The 15,001-nt window shown below is 35.0% G+C and carries 14 protein-coding genes; 1 reads left to right on the top strand and 13 read right to left on the bottom strand.

Annotated features, from left to right (window positions below):
* Positions 1-63: 63 nt before the first annotated feature.
* The 3 genes from ACMHYH_RS04875 to ACMHYH_RS04865 all read right to left on the bottom strand — a co-directional run bounded on the left by ACMHYH_RS04875 (position 64) and on the right by ACMHYH_RS04865 (position 2,788).
* Positions 64-300, bottom strand: coding sequence for a YneF family protein (locus tag ACMHYH_RS04875; protein WP_414840207.1), 237 nt, complete (start codon positions 298-300; stop codon positions 64-66).
* A gap of 145 nt (positions 301-445) precedes the next feature.
* Positions 446-2,440, bottom strand: coding sequence for a transketolase (gene tkt / locus ACMHYH_RS04870; RefSeq protein WP_414840206.1), 1,995 nt, complete (start codon positions 2,438-2,440; stop codon positions 446-448).
* Positions 2,441-2,548: 108 nt separating this feature from the next.
* Positions 2,549-2,788 (bottom strand): DUF896 family protein, encoded by a 240-nt coding sequence (locus tag ACMHYH_RS04865; protein WP_414840205.1) that lies wholly within the window; start codon positions 2,786-2,788, stop codon positions 2,549-2,551.
* A 158-nt stretch (positions 2,789-2,946) separates the two neighbouring features.
* Between ACMHYH_RS04865 and lexA the strand changes: the two genes are divergently transcribed.
* The gene (gene lexA / locus ACMHYH_RS04860) at positions 2,947-3,570 is read left to right on the top strand and encodes a transcriptional repressor LexA (RefSeq protein WP_414840204.1); all 624 of its coding nucleotides are present in this window, start codon (positions 2,947-2,949) and stop codon (positions 3,568-3,570) included.
* A gap of 195 nt (positions 3,571-3,765) precedes the next feature.
* On the opposite strand, the gene ACMHYH_RS04855 is transcribed toward lexA, so the two are convergent.
* The 10 genes from ACMHYH_RS04855 to obgE form a co-directional block, all read right to left on the bottom strand.
* A complete protein-coding gene (locus tag ACMHYH_RS04855; RefSeq protein ID WP_414840203.1) occupies positions 3,766-4,278 on the bottom strand; it encodes an adenine phosphoribosyltransferase in 513 nt (170 codons plus the stop codon).
* Between the two features lie 26 nt (positions 4,279-4,304).
* The gene (gene recJ, locus ACMHYH_RS04850; protein WP_414840202.1) at positions 4,305-6,401 is read right to left on the bottom strand and encodes a single-stranded-DNA-specific exonuclease RecJ; all 2,097 of its coding nucleotides are present in this window, start codon (positions 6,399-6,401) and stop codon (positions 4,305-4,307) included.
* A gap of 85 nt (positions 6,402-6,486) precedes the next feature.
* Positions 6,487-8,379: a group II intron reverse transcriptase/maturase gene (gene ltrA / locus ACMHYH_RS04845; RefSeq protein WP_414840201.1), complete on the bottom strand. Its 1,893-nt coding sequence runs from the start codon at positions 8,377-8,379 to the stop codon at positions 6,487-6,489.
* Between the two features lie 734 nt (positions 8,380-9,113).
* Positions 9,114-9,413 (bottom strand): single-stranded DNA exonuclease RecJ, encoded by a 300-nt coding sequence (locus ACMHYH_RS04840; RefSeq protein ID WP_414840200.1) that lies wholly within the window; start codon positions 9,411-9,413, stop codon positions 9,114-9,116.
* A 107-nt stretch (positions 9,414-9,520) separates the two neighbouring features.
* A complete protein-coding gene (locus ACMHYH_RS04835; protein ID WP_414840199.1) occupies positions 9,521-10,387 on the bottom strand; it encodes a DegV family protein in 867 nt (288 codons plus the stop codon).
* A gap of 2 nt (positions 10,388-10,389) precedes the next feature.
* Entirely contained in the window at positions 10,390-10,992 is a 603-nt protein-coding gene (locus ACMHYH_RS04830) for a DUF1836 domain-containing protein (RefSeq protein ID WP_414840198.1), read from the bottom strand.
* A gap of 263 nt (positions 10,993-11,255) precedes the next feature.
* Complete coding sequence (locus ACMHYH_RS04825; protein WP_414840197.1) at positions 11,256-11,672, bottom strand: LapA family protein; 417 nt, start codon at positions 11,670-11,672, stop codon at positions 11,256-11,258.
* Between the two features lie 87 nt (positions 11,673-11,759).
* The gene (locus ACMHYH_RS04820) at positions 11,760-12,563 is read right to left on the bottom strand and encodes an SDR family NAD(P)-dependent oxidoreductase (RefSeq protein WP_414840196.1); all 804 of its coding nucleotides are present in this window, start codon (positions 12,561-12,563) and stop codon (positions 11,760-11,762) included.
* A gap of 22 nt (positions 12,564-12,585) precedes the next feature.
* Positions 12,586-13,515 (bottom strand): ribonuclease Z, encoded by a 930-nt coding sequence (rnz, locus tag ACMHYH_RS04815; RefSeq protein ID WP_414840195.1) that lies wholly within the window; start codon positions 13,513-13,515, stop codon positions 12,586-12,588.
* A gap of 157 nt (positions 13,516-13,672) precedes the next feature.
* Positions 13,673-14,986 (bottom strand): GTPase ObgE, encoded by a 1,314-nt coding sequence (obgE, locus tag ACMHYH_RS04810; protein ID WP_414840194.1) that lies wholly within the window; start codon positions 14,984-14,986, stop codon positions 13,673-13,675.
* Between the last annotated feature and the right edge of the window lie 15 nt (positions 14,987-15,001).

Raw genomic sequence — 15,001 nt, 5'->3', positions numbered from 1 at the left:
AAAAATGCAAACAGAAAAATCCTGCTCGCATAATTTAACTATAAGAGTAGATTAATGTACTACTTATTTTTTCTTATTTTGTTTTTCTGTTTGAACTTTCATAGAAGCCATCATTTGTCTGATTTTCTTTTCAGACGGTTTTTGGCCCATTTGCATCATTAACATACGCAATGTGTCTTCATTAATAGGTGGGTTTTTTTTGAAATAATCCATCATATATTTTTTTGATAAGAAGAATCCACCAGCTAAACCAGCCACTAACGCAACAACTATTAAGAGAATTGCTAAACCTGTATTCATTTATATTCACTCCTTTCAAACTTTCTCACTGACTAATTGTACTAGAGTTTAGACTAAAAATAAATAGGCAAACGGCTTTCAATAGAAAAACTATGTAAATTGACGAAAAAATCAATTTACATAGTCAAAAATTAAGGGTTTAATTTTATAGAGTAGTGTATTTTTCAACAATATTTTCTACTGTAAATCCGTACTCTTTAATGACTGTATCACCAGGTGCACTCGCACCATATTTATCAATCGCAATCATTGCCCCATCTAATCCTACATAACGTTCCCAGCCGAAACTTGAACCCATCTCAATAGATACACGTTTACGAACAGCCGTTGGTAAAACAGATTCTTTATAAGCAGCATCTTGTTTTTCGAATAAATCAAAACTTGGCATAGAAACAACGGAAACATCTTTTCCAGCTGCTTTAAGAGCTTTTTGTGCGTCCATTGCTAATGCAACTTCAGACCCAGTCGCAATTAAAATCCCCTCTGGAATTTCTCCATCTTGTGGTGAAAGGACATAAGCACCTTTAACAACAGACTCTTTTGCTAATTCGCTTGTTCTTGGTAGAACAGGTAAATTTTGACGAGATAATACTAGCATCGTTGGATGATCTGTTGAAGTCATAGCAATCTTCCATGCAGCAACAACTTCATTTCCATCAGCTGGACGCAAGACAGTCAAGTTATGCATACCGCGTAAGCTTGATAGATGCTCAACAGGTTCGTGGGTTGGTCCGTCTTCTCCGACTGCAACAGAATCATGTGTAAATACATAGGTTACAGGTAAATTAGAAATAGCTGCTAAACGAATGGCTGCTCTCAAATAATCTGTAAAGACAAAGAATGTTCCTACATAAGTTTTTGAACCGCCATGCAGGGCAATTCCATTTGCTGCAGCTGTCATAGCAAATTCACGTACACCGTACCAAATATTTCTTCCTTCATATTGACCAGGTTGGAAGTCTTTTTCACCAGCTACCATTGTGTTATTTGAAGAAGATAAATCTGCAGAACCACCCCAGAAAGCAGGAACCGTCTTAGAAATAGCGTTTAGTACTTGACTGCTCGTTACTCGTGATGCTAAAGCGGAATCTCCTTCTGAAAAACTTGGCAACTCGCTGTCCCAATTTTTTGGAAGTTCATTGTTCATAGCTTGTTCAAATTGCTCAGCTAATTCAGGATAAGCCTTACGGTAATCACTAAATAATGCATTCCACTCTTTTTCTGAATGCGCACCTTTTTTAACCATATCTTTTTCAAAGCGGTCGCTTACTTCTTCTGGGACAAAGAAGTCTTTTCCTTCCCATCCGTAAGCTTTTTTAGCAGCTTCAATGCCTTCAGGGCCAAGTGGAGCACCATGAACTTTATGTGTTCCTTCATTCGGTGCACCAAAACCAATAATTGTTTTTACTTCGATAAGAGTTGGTTTTGTTGTTTCAGCTTTAGCAGCTGAAATTGCAGCACTAATTTCTTCGATATCGTTGCCATCTTTTACTAAGATATGTTGCCAATTATAAGCTTCAAATCGTTGTCCTACATTTTCAGTAAATGCTTTTGATGTTGGTCCATCTAAAGAAATATCATTTGAATCATATAACATAATTAATTTATCTAGTTTTAAATGACCAGCTAAACTAGCAGCTTCAGATGAAACCCCTTCCATTAAATCACCGTCTCCGCACAATGCGTATGTGTAATGGTCGACAATTGCTAAATCTTCTTTATTATACGTTGCTGCTAAATGTGTTTCTGCCATTGCCATTCCTACTGCATTTGCTATTCCTTGGCCTAAGGGGCCTGTTGTTGCTTCTACACCATCTGTGAAGTGTACTTCCGGGTGTCCTGGAGTTTTACTATTCCATTGACGAAAATTTTTCAAATCATCGATTGAAACATCGTAACCCGCAAGGTGCAATAAACTATAAAGCATAATAGAGCCATGTCCTGCAGAAAGAACGAAACGATCACGATCTACCCATTTTGAATTTTTAGGGTTTACTTTCAAATGTTTTGCCCAAAGTGTATAAGCCATTGGTGCTGCTCCCATTGGTAATCCTGGGTGTCCAGAGTTGGCTTTTTGAACTCCATCCATGCTAAGTGTTCTAATCGTATTAATTGCTAATTGGTCTGTATTGTCAAACAATTAAATCATCCTCTCAATTGTGTTACTCTTATTTTACTGTTTTTTAGTGTTCAAATCAACGTCTGAACGTTATTTTAAAAAATTAAGTTTTTTATGGGTTCTTTAAAGTTAACGACCATGTAAACCTTTTTCTTTTTGAATTTGTTTTAGTTTGTCTGGTGTTACATCTGTACCCTTTTCATCAACAACTTTTAATCCTTCAATATGATTACGCATGCCCCCTCTAAAGGCTGCTAAATAGGCTTCTCTTAGCTTCTTTTGTTCTGACTGCTCGGATAGGCTTAGTCCTTCATTTTTAGCTTTTTTTGCTAAAACATTGATTCGCTCTATTCGTTCTTTAGATATCATTTAATTCACCTCATAATTCTTAGTATTTAAATACTATACCAAAAAACTTCATTTTATGCATTAAAATCGGTTTATCTTAGCGAACATTTGTTTGATTCAGTCAATTATTTGTGTTATTCTAGATAAGAAACAATAAAAGAATTGAGGTGTATTTAGTTATGCGCAAAACACCAGAATCAAGACAAATTGAAGTTTTGCAATACATTCATGACCAGGTAAAGTTAAAAGGTTATCCGCCAACGGTTCGTGAAATTGGAACGGCTGTTTCATTGTCTTCTACATCAACTGTACATGGACATTTATCTAGACTTGAAAAGAACGGTTTTATCCAAAGAGATCCTAGTAAGCCACGTGCAATTGAATTAACTTCTACTGGACTAACAAAATTGGGAATTCAATTGGAAAAAATCCCCTTATTGGGAACAGTAGCTGCAGGTGAGCCTATCTTAGCTGTTGAAGAGGCTTCTGATTATTTTCCATTGCCTCCTAATCTAAGACAAGAGAGTGACACATTGTTTATGTTAACTATCCGAGGAGAAAGCATGATCAATGCGGGTATCTTTGACGGTGACGAAGTAATCATTCGCAAACAATCTAGTGCAAATAATGGAGATATTGTTATCGCCCTAACAAGTGAAGACGAAGCTACCTGTAAAAGATTTTACCGTGAAGACAATTATTATCGTCTTCAGCCGGAAAATGATTCAATGAACGATATTTTATTAGACGAAGTTACCATTCTTGGTAAAGTTGTTAGCTTATATCGTAGTCATATTTCTTAACTAGTTTAAAGTTAAAATAGGCTATTATTTTGATAGACAAAACTTATCGTGTAATACGCTAAGTTTTTATTTATAAAAAAAAGATACCGACCTGAAACATTAGACTGACCGTCTAATGTTTCAGGTCGGTATTGCTATAAATAATACTATTTATTTCATTTTTAAACTATTCAAACATACCTTTACTTCCTAGCGTTAATATTCCATTAACGCTAAAATATCATAACCTTCGATTTTATTACGGCCTTTTAACTCACTTAACTCAACTAAGAAAGCTGTTCCAACAACTTCTCCACCTAATTGCTCAATTAATTTAATCGTTGCTGCAATGGTTCCACCTGTAGCTAGTAAGTCATCACAAACAAGCACTTTTTGGCCAGGCTTAATAGCATCTTTGTGAATTTGTAAAATATCATTTCCATACTCTAAACCGTAGCTAACTTCTATCGTTTCACGAGGCAGTTTACCTTTTTTTCGAGCAGGAGCAAAACCTATTCCTAACTCATAAGCTACCGGACACCCTACAATGAATCCTCGAGCTTCAGGTCCTACAATCATATCTACACCTTTATCTTTTGCATATTTCACAATTTCATTTGTCGCAAATCGGTAAGCTTCACCATCAGCCATTAAAGGAGAGATATCACGGAAAATAATTCCCTCTTCTGGAAAATCAGGTACATCAGCTATATAATTTTTTAAATCCATTTCATTTTTCCTCCATTTCAATTCTGTCATTCTTTATTTAACTGACTTTTAATCCAACTTTCAAGTTCTGCAAAGCGGCTGTAGATAAGGGCTTCTTCTGCTGCAAATTTCCCCAGTCGTTTTTGGTAAACTTTTGTCTCTGTTAATTCTATTTTTTTTACATTTGGTACACTATTCATAATACCATCTTGTATTGTAACAAAATCAGCTTCAAAAAACACGTTGATTATAAAAATTACTGTATTTTCCTTTAATTTTAAATGCCCGGATAACAGTTTAATTTTATGCCTAATATCAATATTTTTATGCGTTGCAATATATTTAAAGACTTGTGAAAATTGCGTTCGACTTGGCATTCCTTCTAAATAAACGCTTTCTTGATTAAAGAAACTGACATAAATATTAGACGGCTGGCTATTTTTTAGTAGCTCACTTAATAGATCTAATTGATCGGGGCAATCAACTAAAACCAATTTACTTGATCTCATAGTCAGCTGTTCACTATCTTTTAGGTTTGTTATTAAATAAGAACAAGCATTTTCTGGCACATTTCCTTGGTATTCTTTGTAATTTTTCTCGTTGAAAAAAATATAGTCAGCCATGGGTAATTGCCAGATGCTCGTTGCTATTTTAGTGCTTCTGAGATCAAACAGTTGTGTGCCTTTGACTATCAAATCATCTAACATCAATTGAGGCTTACGCAACCCATTCCACTCATTAATAGTTAATTTACCAATAACAGACACTTGTGCTTGTGCTCCAATATTTTCTGCCAACTCTCCTAAATGAAATCCGATAACATCTAAGGCTGAACTGCCTTCGAATAACTTTAATTTCAAATGAGTTTTTTCACTTCCAATTCTTTTAATTTCTTGAACTTGTACTTGTTCGAAAAGAAAGGTTGGTTTTGGATTATCTGTACCAAATGGGGCCATTTTTTGTAATTCTTCAATCGCTTTTACAGTTACCTCTTCAATATGCAACTTTTCATCAACAAAAAAAGTTTCTTCTAGTTTATCGGTACCTATTTTTTGTTGTAAAAATGCATTTAGCTCCGTTCTCATTGCCGTTATATTTTCAATTGGTAGAGTTAATCCGGCAGCCATTTGATGTCCACCAAATTTTGTTATCAAATAATCGGTATCTTCTAATCCTTTATATAAGTGATAGGCAGCAATGCTTCTACCTGAACCTTTTGCGTATCCTTTTTCTTGATCAATAGTAAGAATAATAGCTGGCTTCCCAGTTTTAGCGACTACTTTACTCGCTACGATTCCTAATACACCTTCATGCCATCCTTTTTTTGCTAAAACATAAATACCTTGATTTGAATCTTCTAAATCAATCATTTTCAAAGCCTCAGCCGTTATTTCAGTTACGATAGCTTGTCTTTCGCTATTTTTTTTATTCACCATTTCTGCTAACTTTACAGCCTCTTCGTCATCAAAAGTTGTTAATAACTCGACAGCTGGAGCAGCATCCCCTAATCGTCCGACAGCATTCAGTCTAGGTGCCAATATAAACCCTATTGTTTCTTCATCTGCTTCATTTTGTTTAATACTAGCAACTTTACATAAAGCCATTAAGCCCATTCTTTGTGATTCTTTTAAAATTACCAAACCCTGTTTTACTAATGCACGATTCTCACCAGTTAAGCTAACTAAATCAGCAACCGTTCCAATCGCTACTAAATCAAGCATTTCTAAAGGTATCTCACCTAGCAGAGCAGTAGCTAATTTGAAGGCTACACCTACACCTGCTAAATCTTTAAAAGGATAGTGTCCTTTTGGATGCTTAGGGTGAATAATGGCATAAGCATCAGGTAATGTACTTTGTAATTCATGGTGATCGGTTACAATGACATCAATTCCTAGTTCATTAGCTCTGGAAATTGCCTCATGTCCGGACACACCATTATCACATGTCAGAATTAATTCCGTTCCTTCTGAAATTAATTTTTCAAAAATGGCTGTATTAGGCCCATAACCATCAGTAAAACGATTAGGAATATAGTAATTAACGTCTCCCCCAATCATCTCAATGGCTTCTTTTAAAACAGCTGTACTCGTAATTCCATATAGTGATAGGTAACCCTTTGGTGCTATCTCCAGGTTTTCCCCCACTCCACACCGTACGTGAGACTTTCACCTCACACGGCGTTCCATCGAATTTATTTTTCCGCTTTTAGAGTTACTCTTTTGAATCAAGCTACAATTCAGTATTACCAGCGAATGTTCTGTACTTGTTCAGTTTATCCATAGAGTTCTGTTTCAATTGCAGTTCTTGCATTAGGCTCTCAATTGTTTTAGAATCTGTAGCATGGATGAGTTTATGAACTTGTTCAGTTACTAAGATTAAATTATCATAGGAATCATTATGACTTTTGAACCGTGGTTCAATATGATGACATCTGATGTTAACTAGGGTTAACATCTCTTGCGATATCTTACATTTGCCTTTTTGGGCTGAGTACAAAGATAAGCGATTGTCATTGTATTCCATGGTTCTTTCCTTTACAGGATTTTCCATGATATACCTCAACATAAATACATTTTCAAATGATAGTTGGTTATGAATCAACTTCCTACCTTCTACCGTGTATTTGTTTACCTTCGTTTTCTTCATCATTGGATTCTTATGCCTTATATACCCGATGGGCAATAAGGGCTGCTTCCTAATGAATCTGATTTGCTCACTTTTCCCATATTCCTTTTTAATAAATGGTGAGGCTATATGCCCCTCCCTTTTAATCCTCTTTGCCAATTTATGACTCTTTAACATTCCTTGCATTCTGTACGACATTAAACCTAAATCAAAAGATATCATTGTTGCAATTCGGAAATACTGATGTATTCCGACAACCGTAGAGTTGTACAATCCGATTTTTCTTACTTCATCGTTTGTACCCTTCGGGTATTTAATTTGCTTTATGATTTCTCTCAAGTTCGATTCCGTTCGGTGGAATGCTTTTTCAGACATGTGGCTTCTAACTATCCACCTATCTCCTTTAGGAATGACTTTCATCTTTAGACCCAGGAACTCAGAGTATTCTAATTTGAGGTTTACAATTCGAGATTTTTCATCACTTATTTCTAAGTGTAACCTCTTTAGGAGCCAACTTTTGCAAGCATGAAATATTTTTACTGCATCTGATTTGTTCCTACAAAATATCTTAAAATCGTCAGCATATCTTACAATAAACATTTCTTTTAACTTGCTTTTCCTCAGCTCTTTATATTGATTTCCTTTATCAATACCCTTACCTTCTTTGGTTCTATCAACTGGCATTGCTGTTTTAGTTTTGACTTTCATCTGTTCCCATTGGCTTGCTATCCACCAATCAAATTCATTCAGCACTATATTACTTAATAACGGAGAAAGAATACCACCCTGTGGTGTACCTTTTTCATTTGTAATCCTTATGCCGTCACTATATTCAACTGGTGCTTTTAGCATTTTGCTTATTATGGTAATTAGATTTTTGTCTCTGATACCCAGTGACCACATTTGTTTTAGGAGTTTACTGTGAGATACATTATCGAAGAATCCCTTAATGTCTATATCAACAACATAATGTAAATGTTGCATCTGCATAAATCTATAGCAATGAGCTATAGCATGCTCTACTGAGCGATTGGGTCTAAATCCATAACTGTGGTTGTAAAATTTAGCTTCACAGATAGGTTCCAGAACTTGAAGAATACTTTGTTGAATGAGTCTATCCCAAATGGTTGGAATGCCTAACGGACGTGTTCTACCATCGGGCTTTGGAATCTCAATTCTTCGAACTGCTTTAGGGTGAAAGTTAGAAAACTTCTTCCTTATGACAGTTAGGTATTCTTGCTCAGACATCTTGTTTATCTCTTTAATCGTTCTCTTATCTACTCCAGGAGTGTTACTACCCTTATTGTTCTTAATGTTTCTGTATGCGAGAAGTAGGTTGTTATCGGTAATGATATATTCCATCAGATGATGAAACGTTTTACCTTCACTGCTTTCTCGATACATAAGGTCTGAAATTTCCTGAGTATCATAATATTCAGCATTTCGTAACTTTTGCACTTTTAAGCTGGTATTATCCTTGTTGTTTATTCGCCTCATAGTCATCGCCTCCCTTCTTCAGGATTTGATTCTATTAGTCTTACTCGAACCTATGAGATTTTCGTAAACTTAGCGAATTAATGAAAAATAAATTCGACTCGAGCCTATCCCTCCACTACTTATTATCATAGCTTCATAGGTACTGTGGCTCTACTTTCACTTGGACTAATTAGCTTATTATTCTCCATCGAGATTTTCGTCTAAACTGCTTCATTTGCTGGTAAAAGCATCCGCATTCCGAGTTTCCCACGTTCCAATTAAATTATCTCCTGCTATATATCTTTAGGCTTCTTCTATAGGCCGTTGCACTTGAATGCCCCCATGAGGCAATATGGTATTTCATAACACCAGATTCTTACTTTACCACATGCAATGAGATTGACTTTTGGCGCAATCCCAACAACGCATTTCTACGTTGCCTACGTATCGACCTGTACATTCGAAGATTCGTCAGTTTCCTGTTAGGAAACATTCTAACCATGGATATTTTATGAGACCCCCAGCCTATGGGAAGCGAAATCCACCTCTGGACTTTTTTCGTGTGATGTTTAATTTTCACTTACGGCTTCTCTCAGCTGTCTTCACCGAGCTTTACACTTTCGAAATTTTACCTTTTCTCAAGCATATCGGAGGATTAGGGATGTCGTTTCAGGGCGTTACCCCCTCATTCCAACATTCATTTAATCAGTTCTCCAGTCCTGATATTACTTCAGTCCTGTGTGTAAGTTTTTCGCTTACAAACGTGTCGCACCTGCATCGTAATCACCGTAAACAGTAATCAACTCATTCTTTTCAATGGCTTCCATCACACGAGAAACAGCCTTATCCATATCCTTAAAAAGAAAAGGATCATGGATCCATGTAGCATCTGGACTCATAAAATTTTGGACTTTTTCTACAGTATTTAATCCTCTTTGTAGACAAAGTGATACAAAGAGTGGTGTATAGCTAGTCTCAAGTTCTTTTTTTTCTTCTTCATCAATACTATCGAATGGTGTTTTTTTTACTTTCCACTTATCTTCTGACGTTAACAAATTGTTTCACTCCCAACTTCAATAGTATACCAAAAATCACTAAAAAAAGGATAACCAACGAAAAAACTTTCCTAGTTTTTATAGGAAAGTTTTTTCGTTGGTTGTCTTTAAGAGTCTGTAATAATAATTCCAATTCCAATTAGACCAGGACCGGTATGAACACCTAAAGCTGGACTAACCTCACCTTCAAAAATAGCTCCAGCTAATGGCAACTTTTCTTTAAGGACTGCACGAATCTCTTCTACTTGTGCTAAAGCCGTTTTACCACCATAAGCAATAGCTAAATTATAGTTTTTAGCGTTTCCAGCAAAATCAACGGCTAAATCAATTGCTTTTTGAACACTTTTTTTATTGCCTCTTATTTTTGCAACAGTATCGTAAACGCCATCTTCATTACAAGTAATAACAGGTTTTAAATTAAGAATATTTCCTAAAATAGACGCTACTAAGCCAATCCGTCCACCTTTTTGCAAATACTCAAGAGTTGGAACATGGAAAAATATTTTTGATTTGGCAACATCTTCTTCTAATTTTGATTTAATTGTATCCCAGTCCAAGCCGGCCTCAACATACTTATACGCTTGAACGGCGATTAAACCACTACCGATACCAATATTTTTTGAATCTATTGTTAAAATATCCATATCAGAAAAATTTTCAGATACGACTCTCACCATATTATTTGTCCCGCTTAACCCACTTGAAATAGTCACACAGATTACTTTTTTAAATCCCTCATCTTGTATTTTTTTAAAAATTTCTGAAATTACTTCACCACTAGGAAGAGAAGTTGTAGGAATTTCATCTTGTAGACGATCATAAACATCTTGAGCAGTAATATCTACATTATCAATAAATTCTTTTTCTTTATAAATAATCTTAAGTGGGATTACATTCATATTCCCTAATTCCACATATTCTTCAGGAACGTTAGAGCCTGAGTCAACTAGGTAGGCAACTTTTTCTTTAGTCATTTTTATTTTCCCTCACTATTCTTTTTCTTTTTATTTTTTTCTATTTGAGATTTATCGGTTTTATTTTTTTTAACTAAGGCTAAAACTTTTTGAGTTGTAATTTTTGACGCTACTGCTATACACGAAGTACGAACAACTAGAATTTCTATTTCCGTATTATTAGGTAATAAAGGCAGAGGGTGGTTTTTATCAAGTTCTATATGTGAAGCAATAGCACTCAAAGCATCTTCTTGTTCGGTACAAAATAAATCATAAGCCTCTCTAATACCACTTACTGAAGCTTGATAAAGAATGCCTTCTTTCACTTCTGATATCGTTAAAACTTGTTTTAATACAGATATGGCAATAAGGTAAGCAAGGTGTTTTTTATTGTATCTTTTCTTTACTGGAGCAGGTATTAAATCTAGCTTAACATAATTATTTACCATAGAAGCAGTGATGACTTTACTCTGCTTATCTTCTTTAAATACGTAAAGGTAGTTATCTATTAAATTTAAAACCTGATCCATATACAAATCAAAATCTGGTAACTCTTCCCAACGCGGAAAATGAAATTCTGCTATCTCTTTTGTCCAATCAAAAAGTTCTTTTTCTAAATCATTCAATTTCTCACCTATTTTCTTTAACTGATATTAAAAATATTTTACCATATATATCGTAACTAGACAAACTAGTTGCAACAACTAGGTAGGTGAGAAATTTAGTATCAGATTTGACTTAACTGTCTGAATTATCTCTATGTAAACAATAAAATAGCTTGATTTCATAAAAAGATAGAATTCTTCCTAAAAAAGAGGCTACGTGAATCTCTATTCACGGCGCCTCAAAATAGCTAATTAACTGTTTCATCTTAAAATATAAATTAAACTCATCTTTCATCCAAGATAGAATCTACATTTTTACTCTGAGTCATTCGATCAATTAATTCTTTTTCTAAGCTATTAATTTTATTTGTCTTATTTAGTAGCTCTTCTTCTTTTTGAGAAAGTTCTTGTTCGTACTCTATTCTTTGTTGTTCTAGCTCTTTTTGTTTTATTTCATCTGCTTTTGACAAGTCAGTTTCATACTGTTTCATCTGTTTTTTTGTTTTAAAAGCTGTACTTGTAGCAATCAATACGGTAACAAGCGCTCCAATAAAAAGAGAACCCAAAATAATCATAATTAATGGCCAGGAAACCAATGCAAATCCAAAATTAACCGGCACAACATCGACATTCATCACTGCAAATAACGAAATTAATAGAATAAGAATAATCGCTAAAATAGTAGCCCACTGCTTTTTCATCATTCAACCCTCTCTCTTTTAAAGTATTTTTTAAGACTTATTGTATTATTTTAGCATAATAACGTAATAGGCCCTAATCATATACTTTTATTTACTATCAAATAATTTTACAGCAAGATAGTCGCCCGTTTTTGGAAATAGCGTGTAAAATTTGCTTGCGAGTTCGAGTGCATAGGGCAAGTTTAATTCTCTTTTTTGCGTTCCAACAAGTCCTATAATTCGGTCAGCAACTGATTCTGTCTTTAAGACTAATTTACCAACTTTTTCTAAATAATTCCCACTCTTATCAGCAATATCAAAAAAGTTTGTATCAATTGGTCCAGGATTCACTGTTGTTACGACTATGTTTAGTGGTTTTAATTCTAAGCGTAACGCATTAGAATAGCCTATTACAGCAAATTTTGTTGCGGAGTAAATACTTGATTTAGATGTAGCCATTTTTCCTGCTTGTGAAGCGATATTAATAATGTGTCCATCTTTCTTCTCAGCCATCTGGATAGCCACTAATTGTGTTACATACATTAAACCTAAAACGTTTACTCTAAACATATTTTCTGCAATTGACATATCTACCGTTATGGCTTCTTCGAAATAACCAAAGCCTGCATTATTAATTAAAACATCAATGTTTCCAACTTCTTCATAAACTTGTTCGATTACCTTTTGAATTTCATCTGGATTTGAAACATCTAAACGATAAGCATAGGCTGGCTTATTTGATAGCATAGAACATTTTTTTCTAACGGCTTCTAAAAGGTCCAATCTACGAGCTGTTACAACAACTATCGCTCCTTTTCTTGCAGCTTGATAAGCAACTTCTTCTCCTAATCCAGCAGATCCTCCAGTAATAAAGACTAGTTTATTTTCTAATTGAGTTGTATTTTTTATCATTTTTCTTGCTCCTTTTCATACATTATTTAACTAATGGTATATCAAATTCTTCAAAATCTCGTGCAACAGAAGTTTGTTTGAAATAGTGCTGGGCTTCTTTTTCAAGAGCTGTAACATCTTTGCCTAGATAACGTGCACTAATATGCGTTAAGAAAAGTTTTTTAACGTTAGCAGCTTTAGCCACAAGAGCTGCATCAATAGTAGTGGAATGATTGTAATCTCGTGCCATTTTTTGATCACAGCCCTCAAATGTACTTTCATGGATAAGAACGTCAGCATCTTTTGCTAGGAGAATACTATTATGCGTTTTTTTCGTATCTCCCAGTATCGTAACAATTCGACCTTTTTGTGTCTCGCCGATAAAATCAAGACCGTTGAAGGTACGTCCATCTTGTAGTACTATTGTTTCACCATTTTTTAATTTCCCATATAATGGACCGAATGGTATGCCTAAATCTTTAAGTTTTTCTACTTGTAAACTGCCTTGGTGATTTGATTCTTCAATGCGGTAACCAAAAGACTCTATCCCATGCTCTAAAGGCAAACAGCTCACTTTAAATTGAGTATCTTCAAAAACAACGCCGGATTCTTCAATTTCATAAAATTTTAGTTGAAACTTTAAATGTGTTCCCGATACTCTGAGGCTGGTTAAAAGAAAATTTTTAATTCCCTTAGGACCATAGATTGTAACAGGGCCTTCCCCACCTTGAAATGAACGGCTACTAATCAAACCTGGTAATCCAAATATATGATCCCCATGAAGATGAGTAATAAATATTTTATCAATCTTTCTTGGTTTTAAAGTTGTATGCAAGATTTGCTGTTGGGTCGCTTCGCCACAATCAAATAGCCAAACACTATTTCGTTCTGCTAATAATTTTAAAGCAATGCTAGTAACGTTGCGACTTTTGGCTGGAACACCTGCACCGGTTCCTAAAAACAATATTTCCATTTCTACACAATCCTAACCATTTAGTATTTATAAGAATCTTATTTATGTATCTTCTTTATCCTATTTTAACAAACTTATTATTATTTAGCGATATTTAAAAGAGATAAAAAAAGTAAACCAATTGACAAGCAACTGGAATACTTTTTTAATTTTTTCTTTATTCAACAAATTCAAATTCATATTTCATAATACGAACGATATTGCCATCAACAGCTCCGCGTTCACGTAAGTCTTCATCAATTCCCATTGCTCTTAATTGACGAGCAAAACGGCGTACTGATTCTTCGTGTTCAAAGTTAGTCATCTTGAATAATTTTTCTAATTTATCACCAGAAAGTATCCATGAAGCATCTGCATCTCGATTAATTTCATATCCTTTTTCTTCAGGAGTATGCTTATATAGCACTGTTTCTTCTTCTTGATCCAATACCTCTAACAAGAATTCAGAAGTTACGTCTAATATATCTACAGTCGCATTCAGCAAGTTAGACATACCTTTGTGCGTAATAGCAGAAATCGGAAATACTGGAATATCATCTTCGTACTCGTCTTCTTTTAATAGTCGTAACTGTTCTTTAAACTCTACTAATTTTTCTTCTGCACCTGGCACATCCATTTTATTAGCTACAATAATTTGAGGACGTTCCATTAATCGTAAATCATAACTTTCTAATTCATTATTAATAGTCACATAATCATCATAAGGTTCTCTGCCTTCGCTACCACTCATGTCAATAACATGTAAAATAACGCGAGTTCTTTCGATATGACGTAAAAATTGAATACCTAAGCCAATCCCTTGTGAAGCTCCTTCAATTAGCCCAGGTAAATCAGCCATAACGAAACTTTTCCCATTTTCCATTTTGATCATTCCTAAATTAGGAACCAAAGTTGTAAAATGGTAGGCACCAATCTTGGGACGTGCTGAAGAAACAATTGACAGTAAAGTTGATTTTCCTACTGAAGGGAAGCCTACTAAACCTACATCTGCAAGAACTTTCAATTCAAGTTCTAAATTGCGTTCTTCACCAGGTTCACCATTTTCTGCAACTTCTGGTGCTGGGTTTCTTGGTGTAGCAAAACGTTTGTTTCCTCTTCCACCACGTCCACCTTTTGCAACAATTAATTGCTGCCCTTCATGAATTAAATCACCCATGACGATTCCTGTATCAACATCACGCACAATGGTTCCAGGTGGGACTTTAATCAAGCTATCCCCAGCACCCCTACCATGCATGCTTTTGCTCATTCCGTTTTCACCATCTTCAGCTTTATAATGGCGATTAAAACGAAAATCCATTAATGTACGTAAACCCTCATCAACGATAAAAATTAAACTACCGCCGTGTCCACCATCACCACCTGCAGGACCACCATCAGGAACATATTTTTCGCGTCTGAAAGCCACCATTCCGTTACCGCCATTTCCGGCTTTTACACTAATTGTTACTTGATCTAAAAACATTGACATTTTTAATTTCCTCCT

It is taken from the genome of Carnobacterium sp. TMP28, assembly GCF_047553015.1.
Lineage (GTDB): Bacteria > Bacillota > Bacilli > Lactobacillales > Carnobacteriaceae > Carnobacterium_A.
Note: the sequence above shows the minus strand (reverse complement) of the source record. Positions and strands in the feature narration are given on the sequence as shown.

What these genes read in the sequence shown, in the direction of transcription:
- ACMHYH_RS04875 (WP_414840207.1), bottom strand. Translation starts at nt 300, where the DNA reads ATGAATACAGGTTTAGCAATTCTCTTAATAGTTGTTGCGTTAGTGGCT.
- ACMHYH_RS04865 (WP_414840205.1), bottom strand. Translation starts at nt 2,788, where the DNA reads ATGATATCTAAAGAACGAATAGAGCGAATCAATGTTTTAGCAAAAAAA.
- lexA (WP_414840204.1), top strand. Translation starts at nt 2,947, where the DNA reads ATGCGCAAAACACCAGAATCAAGACAAATTGAAGTTTTGCAATACATT.
- ACMHYH_RS04855 (WP_414840203.1), bottom strand. Translation starts at nt 4,278, where the DNA reads ATGGATTTAAAAAATTATATAGCTGATGTACCTGATTTTCCAGAAGAG.
- ltrA (WP_414840201.1), bottom strand. Translation starts at nt 8,379, where the DNA reads ATGAGGCGAATAAACAACAAGGATAATACCAGCTTAAAAGTGCAAAAG.
- ACMHYH_RS04835 (WP_414840199.1), bottom strand. Translation starts at nt 10,387, where the DNA reads ATGACTAAAGAAAAAGTTGCCTACCTAGTTGACTCAGGCTCTAACGTT.
- ACMHYH_RS04825 (WP_414840197.1), bottom strand. Translation starts at nt 11,672, where the DNA reads ATGAAAAAGCAGTGGGCTACTATTTTAGCGATTATTCTTATTCTATTA.
- ACMHYH_RS04820 (WP_414840196.1), bottom strand. Translation starts at nt 12,563, where the DNA reads ATGATAAAAAATACAACTCAATTAGAAAATAAACTAGTCTTTATTACT.
- rnz (WP_414840195.1), bottom strand. Translation starts at nt 13,515, where the DNA reads ATGGAAATATTGTTTTTAGGAACCGGTGCAGGTGTTCCAGCCAAAAGT.
- obgE (WP_414840194.1), bottom strand. Translation starts at nt 14,986, where the DNA reads ATGTCAATGTTTTTAGATCAAGTAACAATTAGTGTAAAAGCCGGAAAT.